Raw genomic sequence first — 24,816 nt, forward strand, 5'->3', positions numbered from 1 at the left:
ATCGAGAACCCCCTCACAGGAAATTCGCCGTCTCGTTACGATCTGGGCGGTTTGTGGACAATTTCGTCTTCGAAACCCGATATGGGGTCGGAACCGACCTCCGATTTTTCTTCGACACCCCCAGATGAGTGGTATTTTTGATGAAAGCCGTCGCGGTCAGGCCAGGAACTCCCAACAGTGTTCACATGCAAGAGATCGCTCGCCCATCGGTCGACCAAGTCGCCGACGGCCTGGGTGTGCTGGTCAAAGTCTTGAAGGTTGGCGTCGACGCGACGGACCGAGAAATCAATGACGCGTTGTACGGCAGCGCTCCCGAAGGCGACGACTACTTGGTCATCGGCCACGAGTGCTTTGGCGTCGTCGAAGCCGTTGGCGAGAACGTCAAACGAGTCAAACCGGGCGACTTCGTGACCGCCACGGTTCGCCGTCCTGGGAATTCGATCTATGACTTGATCGGCACCAACGACATGACCAGCGAAGAAACCTACTACGAACGTGGGATCAACCTGCGTCATGGTTTCTTGACCGAGTACTTCGTCGACGAAGAGGAGTACATCGTCCGCGTGCCGCAGGGTCTGCAACACCTGCACGTGTTGCAAGAACCGATGAGCTGCGCCGCCAAAGCGGTTCACCAAGCGTACGAAGCTCAACGCCGAATGAAAGTCTGGAACCCGAAGGTCGCCTACGTTTTGGGCGCCGGACAAATCGGCTTGCTGACGACGTTGGTGCTGAAGCTTCGCGGACTGGAAGTCTTCACGCTCGCCCGCGGTGAGGCTCCCAACCTGAAAGCTGAAATTGTCGAAGGAATGGAATCGACCTACGTCAGCACCGCGCAAACGTCCATGTCGGAGTTGGTCGCCAAGACCGGTCGCCCCGATTTGATCGTCGATGCAACTGGCTTCAGCCCGCTGGCGTTTGAAGCGATGGAACACATCGGTCACAACGGCGTTGTGGTTTGGACAGGCATCACCGGCGGCGAACGCAAGACCGAAGTTCCCTCGGACAAGATCAACATCGAATGGGTGCTCGGCAACAAGCTTCTGCTGGGCAGCGTCAACGCCAACCGCGGCCACTTCGAAATGGGCATCCGTGACTTGGCACTCGGCGACATGATGTTCCCGGGTGTGCTGGAAAAGATCCTGACCAACCCGGTCGACGGCCTGGACAACTTCCAAGAGATGATGCGTTTGTTGGTCGAAGACAAAGATGCCTTGAAGGTGTTCGTCAATGTCGCATCCGCGTGAACGATTGCCGGCCAATGAGATTGACTCGGTTCGCCGAGTCGTCTTGTGCTACCCCGCCCTCCCGCGACACATCGAGCAACTCGAAGCAACGCTCGCGGAATTGAAGGCGGACCCGAACTGCCCACTGAACCACGACGTCGAAGTCGTGGACGCAGGCCAGGAACGCATCGACGAATTGCTTCCCACCGCGGACATCTTTATCGGGCATGCCAAGGTCCCGGTCGATTGGGATCGCGTCTTGGCAGCGGGCCGACTGGGGTGGATTCAATCCAGCGCCGCTGGACTGGATCACTGCCTCGTGCCCGGCGTGATCGCGAATCCGAACATCATGGTCAGCAGTGCCTCGGGTCTGTTTGCACCTCAAGTCGCGGAGCAAACGTTTGCGTTGTTGTTCGGCGTTTTACGTCGCATTGGACTGTTTGAACGAGCCCGTCCGAAACGCGAATTCATTCGACTTCCCACCGATGACCTGCGTGGCAAAACCGTCGGCATCGTTGGATTGGGCGGCAACGGGCGGGCCATCGCGGCCAAACTTGCACCCTGGGACGTTCGCCTGATCGCGACAGATTACTACCCCGAGGATTGCCCGCCCGAAGTGGAAACGCTGTGGCCAGCCGAGCGCGTCAACGATCTGTTCGCGGCCAGCGACATTGTGATCCTGACGCTGCCGCTGAACTCATCGACTCGCAAGTGGATCGGCGCCGAACAGATTGCCGCGATGAAACCAGGCGGCTACCTGATCAACGTCGCTCGCGGTCAAGTGCTCGACGAAGAAGCCTTGGTGGACGCGCTGAAAAGCGGCCACTTGGCGGGTGCGGGTGTCGATGTGACCTACACCGAACCGTTGCCTGAAAACAGCCCGTTGTGGGACCACCCCAACGTGTTGATCACACCACACGTCGGTGCACAATCCGCTCGCCGAGTGGATGACTCCAACGAACTGGCTTGCGTCAATCTGCGACGCTACTTTCACGGCGAAACGATCATCAACCGAGTCGATAAAAACCTCGGCTTCCCTCATCCCCATGACTCGCACGCAGCCTGGGTTCGATCGCAATCATGAGCAGTGGACGAGAGACTCTTCCCGGCGATGCGATCCTGTTTCAAGGCGACCACGCTGAGGGTCCCTTGCTGATGCCCCAGACGCATCGCGAATCGTTTGTGGAAGAGTTCAATCGCACTTACCGATCGATCAATCTTTCGATCACGATCCGTGAACGGGATCCAAGTGATCAGCCGGAAGACGCGACATCCACTCTGCAAATCCAGCAGGCCCAGTCGAGTCAGCAGTGATCAGACGGGAGCAGCCATTCGACTTCCCAGTAGCCGGATTCGGCAGAATTCGGTTGTTGTCAGGGAGAGAGACGCTTGATCGTCCATTCGCTTGAGTCCGCACGTTCACGTTGGTAGACCAAGCGATCATGCAGCCGACTCGGCCGTCCTTGCCAGAACTCAAAGGACATCGGGGTCACCGCGTAGCCGCCCCAGTTCTCAGGCAACGGGATCTTGCTGCCCTCCGGATAGCGAGCCTTCAGTTCCGCCAATGAGGCTTCCAGTGCTTCGCGAGATTCGATGGTCGCGGACTGCTGACTCACGTGAGCGCCGAGCTGGCTGTCACGAGGACGGGAATGAAAGTACTTCTCCGACATGTCTCGCGAAACCTTGTCCACCAAACCTTGAATTCGGACCTGACGCTGGCAGTGGGGCCAGAACAGGCACAGCGAAACTCGCGGGTTGGCTCGCATTTGGGAGCCCTTGGTCGAGTCGTAATTGGTGTAGAAGAGGAACTTTTTCTCCTCCACGCCCTTCAAAAGAACGATCCGGCTGGTGATTTCGCCGCCTGAATCACTCGTCGACAAAGTCATCGCGTTGGGTTCGAACCAGCTCGGCACATCCTCCAAAGCCTCTTCGAACCAGCAATGAAACTGAACCAAGGGGTCACGTTTGGCGTCTTTTTCATGCAGCCCCCCCAAGGAATAGTTTTTTCGCATCTGGTCCATCGCGGGTGGGATGAAATCGCTCATAACTGTTTGAGACCGGAAATCAGGGGCTTTTAGAGAACTCAGGCGGCGAAGAAATCGCGTTTGGCGCGCCGCTTGCCTATTTGCTTAGCAGTCTTCACGGGTGACTGTCTTTTTGGCAACCACCCTCTTCCCTGTCCAATCGGAATTCAAATGCAAAACGTGCAAACGGGTGATTTGCTGGTCAGCTCGACATTGGTCGATGGCACCGCGCTCAACCAAGCGGTTTGCCTGTTGGTCCATGAAGATGTGGAACACGCCATCGGGTTGATGCTCAACCGCCCCATGCAAGCGATGGCGGGTGCCATCGCGGTCCAAGCCAAAGCCAGTGAAACACCGAAAATTCCGCGGTGGAAATCGGAAGAGGACGACGAGAGTCTCGACCTGGATGAGGCCGCCAGTCAGCCGTCCGATTCACCCGAAAACGCCGTTTCAGAGGCGTCCACGGTGATGATCACAGGCGACCAAAAGGACCAACTGACCCAGCAACTCATCGCGGGAAAGCTCTCCAACGGATCGCCGCTGCACTTTGGCGGCCCGCTCTCTGGGCCCATCGTCGCGGTGCACTCCACCCGTGAATTGGCAGAAGCCGAAACGGGTGAGGGGATCTTCGTTGCCGCGCAACGAGAGAACTTGGAGGCGTTGATGAAGTCCGATCAACTTCCCTACCGCTTGATCGTGGGGCACCTGGGATGGACCGCAGAACAACTCGAAAACGAGATTGAGGAAGGCATTTGGCACCGAATTCCCGCCACTTCGGACGTGCTGAATGCGGACGACGCGACAATGTGGCCCCGCATGATCCGTCGTGCCACGGCAAATTCAGTCGCTCGTTGGCTGGATACGACTGACGTTCCTGGATCGGCCGAGTTAAACTGATCTTATGAACCGACCTCGAACAGACCACTCCGACGACACTGAAAAGCCGTTTCGCATCCAGAAACGCCGCTTGGGACGAATCAAAGTCATCAAGCCTGAGGGCGAATATGGCTTCATCGATTCCGACGACTTCCGTGAAGATGTCTTCTTTCACTTCAAAGCGTGGGAAGCCTCCAACGGCGAAACCTTCGACGTCGACTCCTACGTCGAATTCGAACTGGACGATGACCAATTCGACGACACCAAACGCCTGCGAGCCAAGGTCTTCCGACCAACGGATCGTCCGGACGGCAAAAAACTGTCCGCCCGCGACGCGACGTTCGATCTGGTGTTTCACCACCCCAAGGCTCGACGGCGACGCCCCACTTGGCGTGACAACCAGTCCTGATCAGCGACGAAACAACTCGCTGGTCACGATGGATTCGATCAGCTGAGCGGCTGGATAGCCCTCGTCTTCGAGCGGCTTCAACATCGCGTCGACCGCGGCTCGGTCCGATGGTTCGATCCGCCTTCCCAAGGCGTGCATCAGCAAGCGTTCCGTCACCGTCCGGGCGATGAAGTCTTGCCGCTTGATCAGTTGCTGCTTCAAACCTTCGACCCCCTCAAACTTGGCTCCTCCGGGCAGTTCACCCGAGGTGTCGATCGGTCGCCGAGGCTTGGTGCTGTAAACCTTCCGTGACTGTCCAATCGCGTCGAAGCCCTCCATCGCAAATCCAAGCGGGTCGATCTTGCGGTGACACTGAAAGCACGTCGCATTCTCGCGATGCTTCAACAGTTGATCACGGATCGTCTTGGCTCCTCGCGTGTCGGGCTCGATCGTCGGCACGTCATCCGGCGGTGGTGGAGTCGGCGTCCCGAGAATGTTCTCCAGCAACCAAACTCCGCGCGTCACGGGCGAGGTTTCAATCCCATTGGCCGAGACCGTCAGAATGCTGGCTTGGCCCAACAAACCACCTCGCCCCAATGGTCCCTGACCAGACGACTTCTCGAAATCAAAACGACGGAATTCGGTCGCCTGTTCGATCGGAAACGCATCAACGACTCCGTAGAGTTTTGCCAGATCACGGTTGAGAAACGAGTGTGACGCGGCGAGCAATTCGGTCAACGAATCGTCTCGGTCGATCAAGTCACGGAAGAACATCTGCGTCTCACGTTTCATGTCAACTTGCAGATCACCCGCGTAGAAGAACGCGAACTCACGTGGATCAGGCGGCATGGATCCAAGCGAGCGAAGATCCAACCAGTTGTCCAGGAAGTCGGCGACAAACACATCGGATTCCTCGGAGGCCAACAGCCGTCGCGTTTGTTGACGGAGCGTTTCTGGATCGTGCAGTTTGCCCTCGTCCGCCAATCGACGAAGCGTTGCATCGGGCATGCTCGACGTCAGGAAGTACGCCAACCGTTCGGCCAACGCATGCTCAGACAATTGCCCGCTCTCGGCGTCCGGGGTTTGAAAGTACAAGAACGCAGCGCTGCACAAGATCGCTTTGACGGTGTCCGCGTAAGCCAACCGCGACGAAAGCCCCAATGCCTGGCGTGAATCATAGAACGCCACCAATTCCGCGACCTCGGTTCCGGTGACCGGACGTCGATAGGCTCGCGTTGCGAAGACTTGAATCCGATCGCGTACGTTCGCTTCGCCCCAAGGTTCTTCCGCGGACGCCTCGAGACCGAACAACGCCTGCTGACTCGCCGTCGGCCAAGCGTGGTCGATCGGTCCGCGAACTTTCACCTCTTCGATGCGCAGGTGCGGGATCTTTCCCTCGCTGATCAGCGCGATGCGCTGCAGAAAGATACCGGCTGTTTTGCGAATCTTCTCTGGCAACAAATCTCGATGCATCCGGTAGATCCGAGCGTAGGACCCACGCACATCATGCATGCCATTTTCAAAGGTGAAGCGTGGCACAAACCCGCGATCGAGCGGGACTTCGAATCGGATCCACTCAAACTCATCGTCGGGCACCATCGATTCGGCTAGCAAGGGCTGAATCGGCTGGCGGTGAGGCAGGTCACCAATTCGCGTGTCGCCCGGTCGGATGCCCAGGCGAAATGGTTCCTCCAAATCAATCTTGACCGATTGTTCACTGTACGGCGTGTCGCGATGCATCGCTTTGACACGCACTAAAATCTCATAGGTGCCATCGACCGGAACGCCCTTGGAAAATGACTCGATGTGGCCGTAAGCACCCTCGGTTTTGTCGTTGAACGGATGATCGTAAAGGCACAAGAAGCGATCGTTGAAAGCGCGACGATGTGCGGTCCGCAACTCCGCTTGCTGCGGGAACTTCCCGCGAAACGACCATTCGCTCATCGCGGGACGCTCGCTGGGTCCCATCGCTTTGGTGACGCACCGGTCCGCCGCATCGAGGTACCGCTCCAACAGATGCCCCGACATCACCAACGTGTCACCCACGTTGTCAAAGTGCTGGGACAAATTGTCCGCTGGGAACTCCAAGGTCGGATCAAACATGGTCATATCGATGTTCAAAAGATCCGACATCGTCTCGCGGTATTCCCGTCGAGTGAGCCTTCGCAAGACCGTGCGGCCGTTGGTGCTGGTCGCCTCTTGCCTCATCTGAGTCAAACGCTGCGTCAGCGCATCGACCGCTGCCAAGCGATCTTCTTCCGAGGGTTGGTCCCCATCCTCAGGCGGCATCGAACGAAGCGTCAGCTCATCGATCGCTTCCTGCAACAACAACTGAGTGTCGAAACCTGATTCGCCAAGGTTCAACGATTCCAGGTCTCGTTCCCCGGCCGGGTCGTCCGAAGTGTGGCAATCAATGCAGTAGCTTTCCAGGAAATCAACCGGATCCATCTGCTGGGGTTCCTCCGCCTGCACCCCACACCACGCAGGAAACAGAACGCCAACAATCAACCATCGAAACCGGTGCGGCAGCAACATCACGCCCAACCTCGGAGCGTCCCCGTGCTGGTCCCGAACGAATCCGTTTCGACACCGAAATCTTGCAACAGGGAGACGTACAGATTGGTCAGCGGTGGACGATCATTCGCCTGTTCATCGAACGCGAGCCACCGCCCCTGCTTTGCACCACCGCCCGCAACGACGAGCGGCAAATTGCTGTTGGTGTGAGAGTTGGCATTGCCCATCCCGCTTCCAAACAGAACCGACGTTTGATCGAGCAACGGCCCATGTTCATCATTGGTGTTGGCAAGTTTATCGATGAAGCGAGTGAATTGCTCGACTTGATAGCGTTCGATTGCAATCAGTTTGTCGATGTTCTCTTGGCGTTGACCATGATGCGACAAAGCGTGGTAGCCACCTTTGATCCCCAAGTCATTGGGATTGAAATCACCACCAATTTCAAGCGTCGCGATGCGTGTGGAATCGGTTTGCAAAGCCAACACGATCAGGTCGTACAGCAGTGGCAAATCTTCCACCAAGTTGCGATTTCGCGGTGCATCAAACGGAGCCTCTGGTTTGGGAACATCGAACCAGTTCCTTCGCAGAGCGAGTCGTTGCTCCACGTCGCGAACTGAGGTCAGGTATTCGTCGAGCTTCTGCTGATCCTGCCGGTCGAGTTGCTTCTCAATCTCCTTGGCACTTCCGTGAACCAAGTCCAGAATCGAATTTTGAAGTCCAATGCGTTCGGCGGCAGCTTGCTTTTTCTTTGGGTCGGTCCCCACAAACAGCGTTTCGAACAATTGTTGTGGGCCGGGGATCGGCGGCACTCGCGTTCCACTTCGAGTCCATGAAAGCTGACATCCACCGTGAATCCCTGTTTCGCTACCAATCGTCAGCGTCGGGAATCGTGTTTGACCTGAGATGGATTGGGCCGCAAATTGATCGACCGTGATGTTGGCCAACGGCATCGTGTGCGCATCGATCTGGCGAACGCCTGACAAGAACGCGTGGATCGCGAAGTGGCCGCCTTTGAGACCGTGGTCCAACCCCGAGATCACGGTCAACTGATCTTCGATTTCGGCGAGCGACTGGCTGGATTCACCAAACCGCATTTGCCGGTGTTCGATCAAACCGTTGCTCAATCGCTTGCTGGATGAGGACGCCTTCTCAGCCGGTTGCTGGGGCCAAAATGCGTCGGGATAGAACCCCAGCATGTTGCCGATGCAGACCATCCGTCGCTTGGCTTTCGTCGAACGGGCCCCTGTGGATTCCCCTTGGACCCCTTGCGCAGAGGTCCTTGCAACGGGCAACGATGCAAACGCCGGCAAGCCCACCGAGACACCCGCGGCACGCAAAACATTTCGTCGAGAAAACGAACTCATCGCTCTTTCCAAGGGAGACCAACCTCAAAACCAATCGCCAGTCTACCAGCGATGACGCAAGGCAATGAAAAAACGTGTGGCTCGTTCACTGAGAACAAGTCTCGACGGAGCCCAAACACTCGACTTGTTCTCACCGACGAACCCGCTCAAACACCCATTCTCAGTCGGTCCAACTGCTGAGAAGCAAGTTGTGGCAATGAAGATTCACAATCGTGCTCGTGCTCAGTGAAACGGTGCTCGTGCTCGCAATCGAATCGCGGGGGCAACAATGATCGAACCAACTTTCGACTACGAACGACTCCAACTCTACCTTCTCGCTGTCCAACCAACTGCCGACGATTTGTGCCGATGTTGACGAGAATGGCGATGAAGTTTGATCGTGTTTCGGAACCGCCAGCGGGATATCATGTGGCTGTCGATTACGAGCACGAGCACGAAATCCAAGCCCGGTGCTCAAAGGGGACGGCGGTAGTTTAACCATCTTTCTGCACTAGAGAACTTCGATCGCATTCTCGCTACCGGATCGGAGGAGCCGGCGCCAAGCACCATCGCTCACCTCAACAAGGCCCGAAGGGCCGACAGAGCCATTGCCGGGGCCGTCAGGCCTCGGAACGATGAACCGCCCAAACAGCCGAAGCCCAACGGGGCGACACAGCAACCCATCCGAGCACTCGCAGTGCCGTCAAGTGACAGCCACCTTCCCAGCGGTAACAAGGGAGCGAAGAACGGGAGTGTGCCCACGACGGCCCCGTCCGGGGCGACCTCCTGGGTTCCGCCATCAGTCTCGGGGCTTCCGCCGAATGGCACTTACTTTAGATCCGAGTCTTTCAGTTTTGACGGTGGTTTCTTTCGCTTTTCGAATTGCGCGTCTTTGGGCCGTTTGCGGTACGCCTCGCGTCGGTATCTGCGTTTGCCTCGAATTGGCAACTTGTCTTTGCGGGCGATCGCCAGGGCGGTTCGGTAGGCCTCGCGCCACTGGCTAGGCTCGGTGTGCATGTGTCGCAACAAAAAAGTCTGAAAGGTGGTCCACGTTCGCTTGAAACTCATTCGACGCGGCGGAACTTCCTCCATGGCGGCCGCTTCGATACGAAGCTGACTGGTCAGGTTGTAAGCCACGACTGACGTGTAGAGTTCTTTCATGAATGTGTCGACACTCTTGGCACGGATATTCTCGGCATCCATCACCACCTTGAAGTTGCAAATGTCAATTTCTACATCGTAGCGACGCTCAAATAATGCGGCCAACGTGAAAGCTTCGTCGGCCAGCGTGCTGACCAGATAAAGCGTCAGCGAGTCGGTAACCTTGACCTCGTGCAGAAAAACATCGCACTGGCAATCCGCGGGCAACTCCGGTTGGGTCTGGCGATTCTTCTTCGTGGGTATCCACGTGTGTCGGTAACTTTTGTGATGTTCGGATTGCTCAATCAGCTCGGCATTCTTCTGCAGCGAATGAAAGTTAGCCTTCTTCATTCGCAGCAAAATGTCGTGCCCTGCATTGATGGCTTCATACGCGACTCCAAAGATCCCAAAGCCCGCATCGGACATAATGATCGAGTGCTCGGGAAGCTGCTCAAAACCTTGGCGAGCAAGTTGCGTCTCGGAGACTGCCTCGGGCCCGTACATCGGTCCGACTTGCGGAAGCATTGCAGCGCCGCTGGCAAGTTCATGAAAGACGGTTAACAACGCGCATGGCCAGATACCTTCGCCGAGTTGGTTGCTTGCCGGTGGAAACGCTTGTTGGAGTTCTTTTTCCGGTGCAAGAGCCATCGTGGTTCCGTCAATCAGGAACACGCGTTGTTGGTTGAATGTAGGCTCGGTGGCCGAAATGATGCCGGAGCTGACTTCCTCGGCAAACCAACGAACGACTTCTAGAGGCAGTCGAGATCGCGCTCGGCTGTAGGCACCCGATGCGGTCGAGATCGTGTTTTCGTCGAGTCGTTTGTTCTCGGGAAGATAGCTCGGCCTAGTTTCGATCAGGTGTTTCACCGCGTTTTCGAGTGAGGCATCGGGCTTGAGACGCTGGTAGACGAGCATCCAAAGGACAACGCAGGCGGTGTAGACAGTGTGAGCTCGCTGGGCAAAAAGCTCGTTCGCATCTTCGAAGTTGACAAGCTGATGCAGCAGTTCGAAGGAGCGGTCAAACTGCTGGTCGGCTTCCATGCTTCGCTCGGAATCGTTCATGCCAAAATGGCTCCTTTTTGAGAAAGGAAGCCTGAATGCGCAAAAACTGTGCCAAGATTATCGCAGCTGAAGACTCAATCTAAAGTAAGTGCCATTCGGCTTCCGCCCCGAGCTACGGACGATCGCCCCATCCGGGGCGAAAGTGGGGAAGCCCGGTGAAGCTGGCCCCCTGTCCAGTGCGTCCGTTGGGTGCCACCCAACAAACTTTCCCCATCTGAACCGCGGAGCGGTGACATTCGACAGCCTCGGGTTTCAACCCGAGGCCCCAGGTGAACCCGTACCGGTTCCAAGCCGCGGAGCGGCGACAGGTGGGGACGCACTTTCTGCCAACTGTCGTCGCTCCGCGACTGGGGCCCGTGATTTGAAACGAATGGACCTTGGGTTGAAACCCAAGGCTGTTCAAATGCCGGCGCCCCGCGACTCGGAGCGGTGGGGTGCGAGTGGAGCGTTCAAAGGGGACGGAGGTAGATTAACCCTCTTGGTGCACCGGAGCGCTTCGTGAGCGTTCTTGCGACTGGATCGTCGGAGCTGGTGCCAAGCATCATCGTTCGAGCCTCCATGTGGTAACCCACCAAGCCTTGCCATCGGCCCATACGGCAACGAACCAATCCCAGCCTCAGGCAGGCGGGATGATCACGGCCGGCAGTTCGACCGGCGCCACATCCACTTTGACTGAGAGCGTGGTTTCACCGCCGCCGAGCACGATGCCTCGCATCGGACTGATGTCGTCGTAGTCGCGTCCCACGCACACCGGGATGTGATCGACGCCGATCTGGCACGCATTGGTTGGATCAAAATCAATCCACCCCAACGTTTCCCCTGCGTAAACACTGATCCAAGCATGCGATTCATCGTTGCCGATCAATCGCGGTTTCCCTGGAGGCGGCAGCGTCCGCAAGTACCCGCTGACGTACCGAGCGGGCAAACCCAAACTTCGCAGACAAGCAATCTGAACGTGCGAGAAGTCCTGGCAAACTCCCGCCTTCAACTCAAACGCCGCTTCGGTTGTGGTGGCAACGTCTGTCGCGGTCGAATCGTATCGAAAATCCTGATGGATGTGCTTGGTCAAATTCAACACGGCATCCAACACGGACGCGTCCTCATTCATGACCGCTTTCGCGTACTCGGCGAAGTGTTCCGCCAAGGGAACACGTAGTGAAGCGAAGACATACTCCTTGGCGAGGAGATCCGACTGTGTTAGTCCCGTGCGAACCGCGTTGGTCAGTTGGGCAACGGTTGGAATGTTCTGCGATTCGAAGGGGTTGATCGCAGTGACCTGCACTTGGCTGTTGACCTTGACCACCAGCGATTCATGGGGCGATTCAATGGCAAACGAATCAACGACATTGCCAAAGTAGTCCGGATGCATGTCAATTTTGGCCGGCATCGGTTCGATCGTGACCGAACACTGGTTGCAGACCACCGACGGTGGCCGAGTCTGCGGGCGCATACGAAGTTGATTCAGACAAACCGCAACCGGTTCGCTGTATTTGTACTTCGTTTCATGGACAATGTCGTAAGTGACCGACCGTGGCATTGGATTCACCTTGGAGATGTTTCAGAGGGCATCAGCGAATCATCCAGCGTTTGTTCGCGATCTCCGGTCAGAGTCTGCTCGGGAGCGGTGTGAATGAGGTAACGTCCTGCGATTGCGTTGGCCAGCTGTGGGATTTTCGATTGCACCAATTCCAGCAATCGCTCCAGTTCCACCCGGGTTCCGGCTGAGTTGACCTCGGTCAGCGTCGCAACGTCCGCGATCAGCAACGGGTGCTGAAGTTCACGGGCCAAACGCTCATCTGCCCCCAGCGCCACACGCCCTGGTTCAGTCGGCAGATCACTCAGCAGTTGCTGAATGTCATTGAGCTGAAAACGCAGTGATCGCGGGTTGGTTTCATCCGTGACCATCAAATCGATTGCCGGCGCGGGACGGACCAATGACAAGTACCGCGAACGATAGGTCATCAAACTGTCGGTTGCATCCAGAATGCTCTCACAGAGCCCGACTTCATCGGCGATCGGACGCGTCATCGTTGCCAGCAACAACTCCGCCGTTTGGTCCGCCCGTTCCAAGCGTCGTCCGAGCAAAACGAACCGCCAACCATGTGTTCGGGTCAGGCTTTCCGCGGTCAAACCACTGAAGGCCATCAAGTGAGTGATCAAACGATTGAGTCGCTCCATGGCACGCGACACGTTGGGTGCCACCGATCGTTTCGTACCGGAGATATCCGAGTGCATGCTTTGGAAGATGCGATAGGCGTCCAGTGAAATTCGGTCGCGCACAGCGGTCGCGTTGTGCAGAGCACTGGCCACCGAAATCTGCAGGGCTCTCGGATTGGCCGTGTCAAAGACACTGGAAGGCAGCACACTGTCCAGTTGCGGCATGGCGCCGTCGAGACCTTCGATCACGTAGTCCGGTTCGAGCTGACCAACCGCGGCCAACGCCGCGACCAACCTCGACATCTCAGGCAGGTCGCTCAGTTCATCTTCGCCAACCAAACGCGCCAAGGTTGTTCGAAGCAAACGGGCAATCGATTCACAACGTTCGACGTAACGTCCCAACCAAAATAAATGCTCGGCCACACGACTGGGCAATTCCGCCCCGCTGCGTCGCAGCACAATGGTGCTTTCGTCGTGGGACAACAACGTCGTTTCATGGTCCACCGGTTTGTCGCTGACAATCCAGCAATCTTGTGTCAACTGACCCTGCGTCGGTGAGTTGCTAAGCAAATCTTCTTTCGGACTGACGCGTGCCAACGCACCCGGCAAGACTTCGATGTTGGTCTTCGTCTGGAGAACAAACGTGCGGAGCGACACATGCCAGGGCTCGAAACGTTCTCGTTGCCACACCGGAGTGATGCTGTGTGAAAAACGATGTTGCCCGACGAATCGATTGGGTTGTGCCTTGATGCGACGAACCAAGGCTTCCTTCTCTTCCGCACTGCAACGGATCGGCATCACCGGCCGAGTGTCGCTGACCGCAAACGCATCCCGGATGACCAATTCATCCAGATGCTCCAGCACATAGCGACGTTCCTTTTCTGCCCCGCACCAGTACGTTGCGACGCTAGGAAGCTGAAGCGTTTCCCCCAACAACAACTTCGCAGCCGCTGGCAAAAACGGAATCAAGGCAGGCATCTCCGCGATCACGCTTCCGATCGAGTTGACGACCGCCAATTGCCCACCGCGTTTGCATCGCAACAATCCTGTCACCCCTTCGGTGGAATGCGGATCCAATTCCAACGGATCACATTTCCGATCCGAGACATGGCGCCATAGGACTTCGATGGGAAGCAAGCCACCCAACGTCTTCAAGTGCAGACGTTCGCCACGAACCGCCAAGTCACGACCTTGGACCAACGTGTACCCCAAGTAGCGAGCGAGGTAGGCATCTTCGAAATCGCGATAGCTGCCATGGCCCGGCGTCAGCAAGGCGACTCGTGGGTTGCCGTCTTGGTGTGGAGCCAGCGACCGAAAATGACGCCGCATCGATCCAAAAAACGATGCCAACCGACGCACATTCGCGGCGCGACTCAAATGCGGGAACACACGTCCGTGAACAATGCGATTCTCAAGCAGATACCCCAATCCACTGGGGGCCCGAGTGCGATCGCCGGTGACCCACCATCCACCATCACTGGCACGAGCCACATCGAAACCAACCAAATGCAATCGATGCCCCGCCGAAACGGGCAAGTTGTGATAAACACGCAGGAACCGAGGGTTGTCCCACAACAACTCCGGTGGCAAAACTCGCTCGCGAATCAGACGCTGAGGTCCGAGCAAGTCCGCCAAAATGGCTTCCAGAACTCGGGTCCGTTGCGTCAATCCAACGACCAACCGATTCCAATCTTGATCAGCGATGGCCATCGGCACCGTCGCCAATTGCCAAGGACGGGTCTGGGTGCCTTCACCGGTGTCAATTTGAAACGTCGAACCGTTTTCGCGAATCAGCTGTTCAATTTGCGATTCACGATCATTCAGTCCTGACGAGCCAAGTGCCAAGACTTCATCGGCAATGCTCTTCCAACACGGCCGCAAAGCACCATCAGGCAGACGGCACTCGTCAAAGCGTTCCGCGATCGAAGCGTAATTTGCCAACGACAGCCCAAGTGGGGATCCCGATGGCAAATCATTGGACGGAGCTGTCGCGGTGGGAGTCGGCACGTTCACCTGTGATTCGATCGGGGTTGGCAACAGGATCGACCCGAGGATGTTCCAACGGGGTCAAACTTCTTCGTCGCGGTTGAGCACTGAAACCATTGTAACCGAGCCCATGGATTCGACGAATGACCAGATCAGCAAATGCACTTCACCTTTTCCGCCCACCTCTCCCTCCGAGGTCGTGGCGTTTTGAAGTGCCGCTCCAGCAGTGACTTGCAGACCCCCACCCGTGAAACGGGAGGGGTCGGAAAACGAGCGTTAAGCGAGATTTCCGGGGGAGGCCATCACACGCCGTTTCCCATGCCCGGGCCCCCTCCCCGGGCTGGTTTCGCGAGGACATCCTAACTGCGTCGCAAATCCATCGTGACCGGGAACGGCTCGAACCCAGTTCGCGCTGGCAACCCAGGCATCACGATTTCGCCACCAGTCAGCGTGAAGGGACGGAACCGCGACGCGCGTCGTGATTCTGCTTCCTTCGGATTGACCGGGAACCGTTCATGACTGAGTCCGCCTGGGTGCACCGTGTGATAGGTGCAACCCCCGATGGAACGACACGCCGAACGATTCACCAAATCAAATCGCAACGGCGTGTGAACACCGATCGTGGGATGCAAACAGCGAGGCGGCTGCCACGCTCGATAGCGGATGCCAGCGACGTATTGCCCAGCGACTCCGGTGGCATGCAGCGGAACTTCACGTCCCGCCACAATCAACGCATGGCGATCTGGTTCCAAACCTTCCACCAACACCTGCAATCGTTCCAGCGACGAATCAACAAATCGAGTCGTCCCACTCGAGCCAGGTTCTTCACCCATCACGTACCACGGTTCGATGGCGCTGCGGAGCTCCACTCGCATTCCGTCCAGGACCATCTCGCCAATCAACGGGAATCGGAACTCGTGATGCACCGCGAACCAATCCGCTGACATCGGAGATCCCTTGGCATTGAGTTCTCCGATCAATTGCGTGATGTCCTGCCACGCAAAGTGCGGCAGCAAGAACTGATCGTGAAGACGCGTTCCCCAGTGTTGAATCGGACGGTCGTAGGGTTGCTGCCAAAACGCAGCGACACAGGACCGGATCAACAACAGCTGAGCCAGACTCATTTGTTCGTGCGGTGGCATTTCAAAACCACGCAGCTCAAGCAGCCCCAAACGTCCAGTCGAACTATCGGGCGAATACAGTTTGTCGACGCAGATTTCAGCGCGGTGTGTGTTGCCTGTCAAATCGACCATCAAGTCGCGGAACAGTCGATCAACCAACCACGGCGGAACATCTGTCTCCGTTGGCGGCAACTGACTCAGTGCAATGTCCATTTCGTAGGACGCGTCTTGTCTCGCCTCGTCCATCCGAGGTGCTTGGCTGGTCGGGCCAATGAACCGGCTGCTGAACATGTAGGACAGCGAGGGGTGGTTGTTCCAAAAACGAATGAAACTGGCCAACAAATCCGGTCGACGCAAGAACGGGCTTTCGTTGGTGGAGCGTCCACCCAAGACAATGTGATTCCCGCCACCCGTCCCGGTGTGATAACCATCCAGGTCGAACTTCTCCGTTCCCAACCGCGACTTGCGGGCTTCGTGATACAGCGATTCGGTCAATTCAACCAAAGCGTCCCATGAGGCCGTGGGTTGCGTGTTGACTTCGATCACGCCGGGATCCGGAGTGACTTTGAACAATTCAATTCGATCATCGGATGGCGGCAAATAGCCCTCGATGATGACGGGCAATTGCGTCGACACACAGGTTTGCTCGATCGCCCTGATCAAATCCAAGTAGTCTTCGATCCGCTGCGTCGGGGGCATGAAAACATACAAACGCCCATACCTGCATTCCACACAAAGCGCCGTTTGCACCACGTCTTCGCTGGTCGGCAAATTGTCATCGTCTTCTTCATCCAAGACCTGAGGATGAATCCGTGTCCGACCTTCTTCTCGAGAATCTTCACGGTGTTGGCCGCGTGGATCCTGTTCGTTGCCCCGCGGCATGCTCGAGGTTGGCAAAGGCCCATGGGGAGCAGTGGGATCCATGGGTGTGGTGTAGAACGGGGCTTCCGATGCCGAGGAAACTGGCAATCGATCCAGTGGCAATCGCAAACCAATGGGCGAATCACCAGGGATCAAATACACCTGCTCGCTGCGAACGGGCCATCGGCCACTGATCCAACCCGGACGAGCTTGCCACCAAGCTCGTCGAACAGGCAAAACAAATCCAACCGGTGATCCTAGACCCGCGTTGAACGTCCGCATCATCATGGCACGTTCGTTGGGGTCCTCCAGTTTCGGATCCGAAGGATCCACATCGATCGGCAGCCGATTTTCTTTCCACAAGTAGTGAAAGACATCCTCGTGGACCGGGAATGCCATCCGTGCATTGACATTCAGCTCTCGAGCGAGCGATTTGACAAAGCGTTCCGCGTCCTGATGAGTGTGCCCGTAGTCCTTCCCTTCATCACCGATCCATTGATCGTCGTGCCAGATCGATTGCCCATCGCGACGCCACAAACAGGTCAACGCCCAACGTGGCAATGACTCACCGGGATACCATTTGCCTTGCCCGTAGTGCAGCAAACTGCCCGGTGCCCAGCGTTCACGAAGTCGAGTCAGCAAGACGTTGCTGAGCACACGCTTCTCTTCACCGACCGCGTCGGTGTTCCACTGCGGATCATCCATGTTGTCGATCGAGACAAACGTGGGTTCGCCGCCCATTGTCAGTCGCACATCGGCGGCTTCCAGTTGTTCATCAATCTCTCGACCGGCCTGCAGGATCTCCTTCCAAGTGGAGTCTGCATACGGTTTTGTCACACGTGGGTCTTCATGGACCCGAGTGACGGTCATCTCGTGTTCGAACTCCACCTCACACGGTTCATGCCCGCCGATAATCGGTGCAGCATCTGTGAACGAGGGGGTGCATGCCAACGGGATGTGACCTTCGCCGGCCATCAAACCACTGGTTGGATCCAATCCGACCCATCCAGCGCCCGGCAGATAGACCTCGGTCCAAGCGTGCAAATCACAGAAATCTTCGGTGGGACCATTGGGACCATCCAACGATTCTTGATCGGCGGTCAGCTGAATCAGGTAACCCGACACAAACCGCGATGCCATGCCCATGTGACGAAATGCATTGACCAACAACCATGCCGAATCGCGGCAGGATCCGCTGCACAACGTCAAGGTTTCCTCGGGCGATTGAACGCCCGGTTCCATTCGGATTTTGTAGTCGATTTTTTCTTGGGCGGCTCGATTGACATCCACCAGGAAGTCAATGATTCGCTCGGACTTCTTAGGAAGCGTCTCCAACCACTTCGCGAACTTGGGAGTCATCTCGACGGGTGCGAGATAACTGGCCAATTGCCGCTTGGCTTGCGCGTCGTATTCGAACGGCCATCCTTGGGCCGAATCGTCCACGAAGAACTCAAACGGATTGATGACCGTCATGTCGGCGACCAAGTCCACACAAACCGTCAAATGATCCGTCGGCTTTTCGAACACCAACCGCGCAACAGGGTTCGCGAACGGATCCTGCTGCCAATTGCAAAAGTGGTCCTCGGGCGAGATCGCCAAATTGTACGACACGATCGGGGTCCGACCGTGATAGGCCGGACGCAATCGAACCTGCTGAGGTCCGACCATGATCGGCCGTTCGTAGTGGTACGAAGTCTTGTGATGGAGCGCGACGCGGATCGTCATGAATTTACCGAGATTTGAAAATAGTCTTGACCAAGAGCCTCACCGATGCGATTCACCTCGGTTTGCACGGAATCAATGAATTGATGCATGCCGCCCGCCAGAGCCTCTTCGACCTGAGTGTGAGCCAAGCGGTGTTGCAGAGCGTCGAGGATGGGGCCGGCTGTTCGGGGGATGTTGCTGGAGGACTCTTCTTCAATTTCCCCGAGGGACCAGTTCGCGGAGGCGATGCAGTGGTGGATCGATCTTGGAAAACTGCGATTGAACAGGAAAAAATCAACCACCTTCTCAATCTCAATCTGATGATGATCGCGACGGTACGCTTCGATTCCGCTGATCGCCTGCAACAACGCTGACCACTGCAAATCGTCCACGGCGGTGCCGACGTCCGCCAGGTTGGGTAGCAGGTTGAAGTACTTCACGTCCAAGATGCGAGAAGTCTTGTCGGCGCGTTCGAGCATTCGTCCTAAATTTGCAAAGTGCCAACCAATGTCCTGGTCCATGGTGCTGGCAAACACGCCACTCCACAGCAGTGTCTGCTTCCGAACCGCATCAAAGAACTGACTGGTCGGGTCGGTCGCCGCGGCGGGCGAGGCTTCGCCGACGAAAAGATAAAACTGATTGAGCTGTTCAAATGCCTCGGACGACAACGTTTCGCGAACGCCCCTCGCATTTTCTCGCGCGGCACCCAGGCAAGAAACCATGCTGTTCGGATACTCGTCGTCAAAGGCGAGGAACTGAACCACATTGCGACTGTCTGGTTTGCCGTACTTCGCCTCGAACCACTCTTCGTCCCCCGTGACTTGCACCAACGGGCTCCAAGGATCAACCAAGTTCTCGGGTTGATCCAAAATCAAGTTCAGAGTGACCTCCAAGAAACGTGCGATGTTTTCTGCACGTTCGACTTGGCGACTCATCCAGTAGACGGATTCAGCAACGCGTGAAAGCATATCAGTGGGTCAGCGAAGAAAAGTAAAAGCGACGGTGGGATTGCGACGGAAGCGACGACAGAGAATACAGACGAAGGCGGCGGAGCCATCGTGCGGATGGAACCCGGCCACCAATATGCGTTACGGCCGAGCGACCGTTTCACCAGCTTGGGCCACCACCCAAGTGTCTTTGCTGCCGCCACCTTGGGATGAGTTCACAACGAGACAGCCCTTCTTGAGCGCCACACGTGTCAAGCCGCCAGGCAGAACCCACACGTCATCGGGACCATCACAAAGAATGTAAGGCCGCAAATCGACGTGGCGTCCTTCCAAATGATCGTCCACCATGGTCGGAACCCGAGACAGGCTCAGCGTTGGTTGAGCGATGTAATTGCGTGGATTCTCGAGGATTTTCGCAGCGAATTCTTGGCGTTCTTCTGGCGTGGCGTGCGGTCCAATCAAGATGCCGTAGCCGCCCGATTCACCAGCGGCTTTGACCACCAACTCGTCCAAGTGATCCAGCACGTACGCGCGATCCTCGTCACGGTCACACAAATAGGTCGGCACGTTCGACAGGATCGGTTCTTCGCCCAAGTAATACCGAATCATCTCCGGCACATAAGCGTAGACGACCTTATCATCGGCCACGCCGGTTCCAGGTGCGTTGGCCAGAGCCACATTGCCGGCCCGATAAGCCGACATCAACCCAGGGACGCCCAGCATCGACTTCGGATTGAACACTTCGGGGTCCAAGAAAGTGTCGTCGACGCGTCGATAGATCACGTCCACGGCTTGCAGACCATCGGTTGTTCGCATGTAAACGCGATCATCCTCGACCAACAAATCGCGTCCTTCGACCAACTCGACTCCCATTTGATGAGCCAGATAGGAATGCTCGTAGTAAGCGCTGTTGTAGACGCCTGGTGTCAACACAACGACGTTTGGATCGGCAACATTGCTTGGCGCCATTCGGCGAAGCATCTGGTACAGCCGCGCCGGGTAATCACTGACCGGCCGAACCATCGACGCCGCGAAAGCTTGTGGGAAGTTTCGTTTCATCACCGAACGGTTTTGCAACACGTACGAAACGCCTGAAGGACACCGCAGGTTGTCTTCCAGGACAAACACGTTGCCGTCGTCGTCACGGACCAAGTCGGTCCCGGTAATGTGGCACCAAACATCGTGCGGCGGACGCAAGCCCTTGCACTCAGGCAAATAGGCCGGGCAGGAATCGACGATCGATGCGGGAATGATCCCGTCTTCGATGATTTTCCGCTCGTTGTAGATGTCCGACAAGAAACGATTCAACGCGCGAATACGCTGTTTTAATCCGCTGTCGATGTGCCTCCAAACATCCGGTGCAATGATGCGTGGAACAATGTCGAACGGCATGATCTTTTCGGTGCCAGCGGAATCGCTGTAAACCGTGAACGTGATGCCCATCTGATACAGCGAACGCTCAATCGCCAACTGACGACGGTTCAGTTCGCCTGGCGGCAAGCGGTTGATCAATTCCACCAATGCGACCGAATCAGGCCGAGCACAAGCGTTTTCATCGACGACTTCGTCGAAGAACGACTCGGTCTGGTAACCGTCTAGATACGGCACCTGTCCCGACTGCGATTGCACTGGCCCGTTTTGAGATTGACCGGCCTGAGCCTGAGCCATCTGCGACTGAGTTTGTTGCGGCTGATTTTGCATGGAGCGATCTACCAGTCCGCGTTCACGAAACCGGTTAACAGAGTAAACACGACGACACACATCCCTCTCAACCACCGTCGAAATGGTTGGGGTTCACGGTCAGCCCGCCTCTGACTGATACGCTGCAGTGTATCGCAATGGGGGACGCCAATGACACCAATTGCCGGCGGCCTTTGTCAAAGAAGGCAAGTTTTCCTCCGCGGTGCATTAGCAGTGCAGTGAATGCCATAAACCCGTCTTTCGACACTCAAACACCGCCTGAAACCGACAAAACCACGGGCTCAAATTTCACATGTTTGACCGCTGCGCCACCGTTGTAGAAGTCGATCCCAGCGACATGGACACCGCGGAGACATCGATGGGTGTGTCCAAAGACCACTCGCTGCACGTCATGGTGCAACCAAGTCGGCTGCTGCCGCGCCCAATGCAGCAAACGCAGGCACGTCGAGCGGCGTCGATGAGCAACGCCCGCGGCCGCCAAATGCAATCGCGCGGACACCGCCGCATCGTAAAAACCATTCTTCAAATTGGCAGGTGACTTGTCCGATTCGTGTGCCCAACGGTTTCGGTAATGGGCCAAGCCGGCGGCATGGCCGCCTCCCTCAATCACGTCCCCATGAACCATCAACAAATCCGCCAATCGAACCGCGTCCCAGTCCACATGGACGGCACCGGGCTGCAATCGCAATCGAACACGCGCCGCGGCCTCCGTCGAATTCGATCCCAAACCGCCGGGATCGGAGACCGATGGGGGATCGCTCTCTTGCTGATACGGCAGCGCCCATTCCCGAAGTGATTGGCGAAACGAGGCTTGCGCGTCGTGATTCCCATTGAGGTAAATGAAAACCTTGTCCGGAAATTCGGCTCGCCAGGCTTCCAACCATTCAATCGCAGCATTTCGCGAAACATCCCCATCGCCGAGCCGACTCCAGCAGAAGTCGAACAGGTCGCCTCCCCAAACACAGACGTTGGAGGCCTCGATGGCCCGCCGAATCGTGGCCTCGTGGCGTTCGATGTGGCAACGCGAGCTGAACAGGTGTAAATCGGAGATGAAGGCCAGCTGAACGGGATCCGCGAGATCGGGATCGGGAACTAATTCCGCCAACCTGGGCGACGTGTTACCGTGCTCTGACAACTGTTTTTTTCTACGTTTCAACATTTCTCTCTCGCATGGGTTGGTCAACCATGACCGTTCCTCCCCCCGATCCAACGACTGACGAATCGGCCTCTCCAGGGTACGAGACCGCGAATGCCGTGCCCACCGACGCGGGCAGGGTGATCCGCCACAGTTCGAAAGCCTTGGTGGCTCTGATCGCGGGGGCGATTGTGATTGGACTGATTCAATCGCGAGCCCCCGAAACCGATTATCAAAAAGCGTTGCTGCAAAGTTTGGCAGCCGGTGGGATCACTTTGTTGGTCGTTTTGTACCAGTTGCAACGTGCCAGTTTGGCGGCGGGGAAAGCATGGTGGGTGCCGGCCGGTTGCCTAGCCCTGATCCTCTCGGCGGTCACTCTCCTTCGATTCGAAAGCTTTTCGGGTGAAATGGTCCCCCGCTTCTCTTGGCGATTCAAAAACTCGGACACTCCCGCCCTCAAAACGACACCCTTGGCCGATGCCAATCCCACTGACGCGTTGGTGGCATCCGTTCCGTCTGAATCGCAAGGATCGTGGCGAGAGTTTTTGGGCAACAACCGAACGGGTGTTCTGGAGGAGCGTGCCTTCGCCATTTCCACTTCCGCCGATCAAGTGACCCGCCGATGGGACATTGGTATCGGCGAAGGCTGGTCCTCGTTTGCGGTCGCTGATGGCATCGCGGTGACACTCGAACAACGCGGTGAGATGGAATGTGTCACGGCCTATCGTCTTTCGGATGGCCAATTGCTGTGGTTGGTTGAACACGAAGCGAATCACTTTCAAGCGCTCGGTGGAGGCGGCCCGCGATCCACCCCCACCATCACCCCTGCCACCGAATTTTCTCCGGGAAAAGTCTACGCCCAAGGTGCCACAGGAACCGTTTGGTGCTTGAACCTCTCCGACGGCAAAATCCTCTGGCAACGTGACTTGTTGGAAATCACGAGTTGGAACCAAGAAGATTCGGAAGCAGCCATCTCTTGGGGCCGGTCAGGATCGCCACTGATGGTCGACAATCTCTGCGTGCTTCCACTTGGCGGCCCCGATTCAGAATCAGATGCCGGACGGTCGCTGATTGCCCTGGATGCGGCCACGGGGGAAACACGCTGGCGAGCCGGCGAACAACAAATCAGCTACGCATCTCCGATGGTCATGACCCTTGGCGGCCAACGTCAGATCGTCGCGGTCAACGAAGCGGACATCACGGCGCACGACATTGCCTCAGGCGAAGTGCTTTGGTCGTTCCCCTGGGAAGGCAAATCGAACTCCGGTGCGAACTGTGCCGCCGCGATTCCTGCAGGCGAGGATCGGTTCCTGATCGGCAAAGGCTACGGCGGTGGCAGTTCGCTGATCGAAGTCACGCGAACCGACACCCCATCCGCATCGGACACAGCCTCTTCCGAAACGTCCGACTTCGTGGTGAATGAAATCTGGCATTCATCGCGTATCCTAAAAACCAAATTCAACCATGCGTTGGTCCAAGACGGCATCGCCTATGCCTTGAGCAACGGTGCCTTGCAAGCGGTTGAAATCGAATCCGGCAAACGACTGTGGGAACAATCCCGTCGCGATCGCTTTGGACAAGGACAAGCGATCTTGGTCGAGGACGTTCTGGTTGTGCAAGCTGAAGAGGGCGAAGTCGTGTTGGTCGCCGCTGAGCCTGATGATTATCGCGAGTTGCTTCGCATCCCCGCCCTGCAACACAAGACCTGGAACATTCCCACCGTGGTCGGCAACCTGATCCTGGTTCGAAACGCACACCAAGCCATCGCACTGGAGCTGCCTCAATGACATCCCTTTCTTCCTCCGTGTTCCCAAATTCAGACCCCTACCCCGATTTCGAGAAAATCGAACCACTCGATTTTCTCGTGGTTGCTCCTCACCCCGATGATGCAGAACTGGGCATGGGCGGGACGATCATGCGAATGATCGATGAAGGCATGCGTGTCGGCGTGTTGGACCTGACCAGCGGCGAACCCACCCCGCACGGCAGCCTCGAAATTCGCAGCCGCGAAACCGCTCGAGCGTCGGAAATCATGAAGCTGACTTGGCGGGGCAACGCTGGGTTAACCAACCGCGCGGTCGAAGCCACCCTGCCCGCTCGCGAACACATCGCCTCCTTCATTCGATGTTTGCGACCACGATGGTTGTTTGCACCCTACTTCCATGACGCACACCCCGACCACGTCGCCGCGACTCAGTTGGTTGAAGCCGCTCGCTTTCATGCGAAGCTGAGCAAAACGCCGATGCCCGGTCCGCGACACCATCCTGAACGCCTCTACTACTACTTCTGCATTCATCTTCGTTTGGCGGTGCAACCCAGCTGGATCGTGGACATTTCCGAACAATGGGACCGCAAACTGGAATCCATTCGTGCCTACGAGAGCCAATTCATCATCGGTCGAGACCCGGGACCGCCCAGCCTGACCGATCGCTTCCGGGACGATGCCGCTCACTGGGGCCGCCTGATCGATCGGCAATATGGAGAACCGTTTGCAACAAAAGAACCGCTTGCAATGGCCAGTTTGCGAGATTTGCTCTGAGCAGAAACCCAACTCACAAATTGCATTTGGCCGGGGCCGAAGTAGCCTATTTCCTCGAGCGTTTTGCTCCCTCTTCTTCGATGCATCGGTTTTCG

The 24,816-nt window shown here is 56.8% G+C and carries 17 protein-coding genes; 7 read left to right on the forward strand and 10 right to left on the reverse strand.

Features of this window, described 5'->3' with window-relative positions; translation table 11 throughout:
• Positions 1–128: 128 nt before the first annotated feature.
• The 3 genes from UH5x_RS16750 to UH5x_RS16760 are packed head-to-tail and all read left to right on the forward strand — an operon-like array spanning position 129 to position 2,537.
• Complete coding sequence (locus UH5x_RS16750) at positions 129–1,244, forward strand: glucose 1-dehydrogenase (RefSeq protein ID WP_482633080.1); 1,116 nt, start codon at positions 129–131, stop codon at positions 1,242–1,244.
• The gene (locus UH5x_RS16755) at positions 1,228–2,307 is read left to right on the forward strand and encodes a D-2-hydroxyacid dehydrogenase (RefSeq protein ID WP_482633081.1); all 1,080 of its coding nucleotides are present in this window, start codon (positions 1,228–1,230) and stop codon (positions 2,305–2,307) included. The genes UH5x_RS16750 and UH5x_RS16755 overlap by 17 nt, the downstream gene beginning before the upstream one ends.
• Positions 2,304–2,537 (forward strand): hypothetical protein, encoded by a 234-nt coding sequence (locus UH5x_RS16760; protein ID WP_482633082.1) that lies wholly within the window; start codon positions 2,304–2,306, stop codon positions 2,535–2,537. Before UH5x_RS16755 ends, UH5x_RS16760 begins: the two co-directional genes overlap by 4 nt.
• Positions 2,538–2,596: 59 nt before the next feature.
• Here the strand turns inward: UH5x_RS16760 and pdxH are convergent, their stop codons facing one another.
• Positions 2,597–3,268: a pyridoxamine 5'-phosphate oxidase gene (gene pdxH / locus UH5x_RS16765; RefSeq protein WP_047814716.1), complete on the reverse strand. Its 672-nt coding sequence runs from the start codon at positions 3,266–3,268 to the stop codon at positions 2,597–2,599.
• A 150-nt stretch (positions 3,269–3,418) separates the two neighbouring features.
• On the opposite strand from pdxH, the gene UH5x_RS16770 reads away from it, so the two are divergent.
• Both UH5x_RS16770 and UH5x_RS16775 read left to right on the forward strand, forming a co-directional pair.
• A complete protein-coding gene (locus UH5x_RS16770) occupies positions 3,419–4,144 on the forward strand; it encodes a YqgE/AlgH family protein (RefSeq protein ID WP_482633083.1) in 726 nt (241 codons plus the stop codon).
• Positions 4,145–4,148: 4 nt separating this feature from the next.
• Positions 4,149–4,532 (forward strand): cold shock domain-containing protein, encoded by a 384-nt coding sequence (locus UH5x_RS16775; protein WP_047814718.1) that lies wholly within the window; start codon positions 4,149–4,151, stop codon positions 4,530–4,532.
• Here the strand turns inward: UH5x_RS16775 and UH5x_RS16780 are convergent, their stop codons facing one another.
• From UH5x_RS16780 to UH5x_RS16820, 9 genes are all read right to left on the reverse strand, one after another.
• Positions 4,533–7,046, reverse strand: coding sequence for a DUF1592 domain-containing protein (locus tag UH5x_RS16780; RefSeq protein WP_482636010.1), 2,514 nt, complete (start codon positions 7,044–7,046; stop codon positions 4,533–4,535).
• Entirely contained in the window at positions 7,046–8,389 is a 1,344-nt protein-coding gene (locus tag UH5x_RS16785) for a DUF1552 domain-containing protein (RefSeq protein ID WP_482633084.1), read from the reverse strand. Before UH5x_RS16785 ends, UH5x_RS16780 begins: the two co-directional genes overlap by 1 nt.
• Positions 8,390–9,196: 807 nt before the next feature.
• Positions 9,197–10,570, reverse strand: coding sequence for an IS4 family transposase (locus UH5x_RS16790; protein WP_482633085.1), 1,374 nt, complete (start codon positions 10,568–10,570; stop codon positions 9,197–9,199).
• Positions 10,571–11,186: 616 nt separating this feature from the next.
• A complete protein-coding gene (locus UH5x_RS16795; protein ID WP_482633086.1) occupies positions 11,187–12,107 on the reverse strand; it encodes a transglutaminase family protein in 921 nt (306 codons plus the stop codon).
• 5 nt (positions 12,108–12,112) lie between these two features.
• Positions 12,113–14,770 (reverse strand): circularly permuted type 2 ATP-grasp protein, encoded by a 2,658-nt coding sequence (locus tag UH5x_RS16800; RefSeq protein ID WP_482636011.1) that lies wholly within the window; start codon positions 14,768–14,770, stop codon positions 12,113–12,115.
• A gap of 302 nt (positions 14,771–15,072) precedes the next feature.
• Positions 15,073–18,420 carry a transglutaminase family protein gene (locus UH5x_RS16805; protein WP_047814727.1) on the reverse strand — a complete coding sequence of 1,116 codons (3,348 nt, stop codon included), beginning with the start codon at positions 18,418–18,420 and terminating at the stop codon, positions 15,073–15,075.
• Positions 18,417–19,367: an alpha-E domain-containing protein gene (locus UH5x_RS16810; RefSeq protein WP_047814728.1), complete on the reverse strand. Its 951-nt coding sequence runs from the start codon at positions 19,365–19,367 to the stop codon at positions 18,417–18,419. Before UH5x_RS16810 ends, UH5x_RS16805 begins: the two co-directional genes overlap by 4 nt.
• A 120-nt stretch (positions 19,368–19,487) precedes the next feature.
• Positions 19,488–21,047 carry a circularly permuted type 2 ATP-grasp protein gene (locus UH5x_RS16815; protein ID WP_482633087.1) on the reverse strand — a complete coding sequence of 520 codons (1,560 nt, stop codon included), beginning with the start codon at positions 21,045–21,047 and terminating at the stop codon, positions 19,488–19,490.
• Positions 21,048–21,294: 247 nt separating this feature from the next.
• Positions 21,295–22,206: a metallophosphoesterase gene (locus tag UH5x_RS16820; RefSeq protein WP_482633088.1), complete on the reverse strand. Its 912-nt coding sequence runs from the start codon at positions 22,204–22,206 to the stop codon at positions 21,295–21,297.
• 26 nt (positions 22,207–22,232) lie between these two features.
• On the opposite strand from UH5x_RS16820, the gene UH5x_RS16825 reads away from it, so the two are divergent.
• Both UH5x_RS16825 and bshB1 read left to right on the forward strand, forming a co-directional pair.
• Complete coding sequence (locus UH5x_RS16825) at positions 22,233–23,969, forward strand: outer membrane protein assembly factor BamB family protein (protein WP_482633089.1); 1,737 nt, start codon at positions 22,233–22,235, stop codon at positions 23,967–23,969.
• A complete protein-coding gene (bshB1, locus tag UH5x_RS16830) occupies positions 23,966–24,721 on the forward strand; it encodes a bacillithiol biosynthesis deacetylase BshB1 (protein WP_047814730.1) in 756 nt (251 codons plus the stop codon). The genes UH5x_RS16825 and bshB1 overlap by 4 nt, the downstream gene beginning before the upstream one ends.
• Positions 24,722–24,816 lie beyond the last annotated feature (95 nt).

This window comes from Rhodopirellula sp. UH5 (assembly GCF_056839225.1).

Coding starts and splice junctions, on each gene's coding strand:
- UH5x_RS16755 (WP_482633081.1), top strand. CDS start 1,228: ATGTCGCATCCGCGTGAACGATTGCCGGCCAATGAGATTGACTCGGTT.
- UH5x_RS16760 (WP_482633082.1), top strand. CDS start 2,304: ATGAGCAGTGGACGAGAGACTCTTCCCGGCGATGCGATCCTGTTTCAA.
- pdxH (WP_047814716.1), bottom strand. CDS start 3,268: ATGAGCGATTTCATCCCACCCGCGATGGACCAGATGCGAAAAAACTAT.
- UH5x_RS16770 (WP_482633083.1), top strand. CDS start 3,419: ATGCAAAACGTGCAAACGGGTGATTTGCTGGTCAGCTCGACATTGGTC.
- UH5x_RS16775 (WP_047814718.1), top strand. CDS start 4,149: ATGAACCGACCTCGAACAGACCACTCCGACGACACTGAAAAGCCGTTT.
- UH5x_RS16780 (WP_482636010.1), bottom strand. CDS start 7,046: ATGTTGCTGCCGCACCGGTTTCGATGGTTGATTGTTGGCGTTCTGTTT.
- UH5x_RS16785 (WP_482633084.1), bottom strand. CDS start 8,389: ATGAGTTCGTTTTCTCGACGAAATGTTTTGCGTGCCGCGGGTGTCTCG.
- UH5x_RS16790 (WP_482633085.1), bottom strand. CDS start 10,570: ATGAACGATTCCGAGCGAAGCATGGAAGCCGACCAGCAGTTTGACCGC.
- UH5x_RS16795 (WP_482633086.1), bottom strand. CDS start 12,107: ATGCCACGGTCGGTCACTTACGACATTGTCCATGAAACGAAGTACAAA.
- UH5x_RS16805 (WP_047814727.1), bottom strand. CDS start 18,420: ATGACGATCCGCGTCGCGCTCCATCACAAGACTTCGTACCACTACGAA.
- UH5x_RS16810 (WP_047814728.1), bottom strand. CDS start 19,367: ATGCTTTCACGCGTTGCTGAATCCGTCTACTGGATGAGTCGCCAAGTC.
- UH5x_RS16815 (WP_482633087.1), bottom strand. CDS start 21,047: ATGCAAAATCAGCCGCAACAAACTCAGTCGCAGATGGCTCAGGCTCAG.
- UH5x_RS16820 (WP_482633088.1), bottom strand. CDS start 22,206: ATGTTGAAACGTAGAAAAAAACAGTTGTCAGAGCACGGTAACACGTCG.
- UH5x_RS16825 (WP_482633089.1), top strand. CDS start 22,233: ATGACCGTTCCTCCCCCCGATCCAACGACTGACGAATCGGCCTCTCCA.
- bshB1 (WP_047814730.1), top strand. CDS start 23,966: ATGACATCCCTTTCTTCCTCCGTGTTCCCAAATTCAGACCCCTACCCC.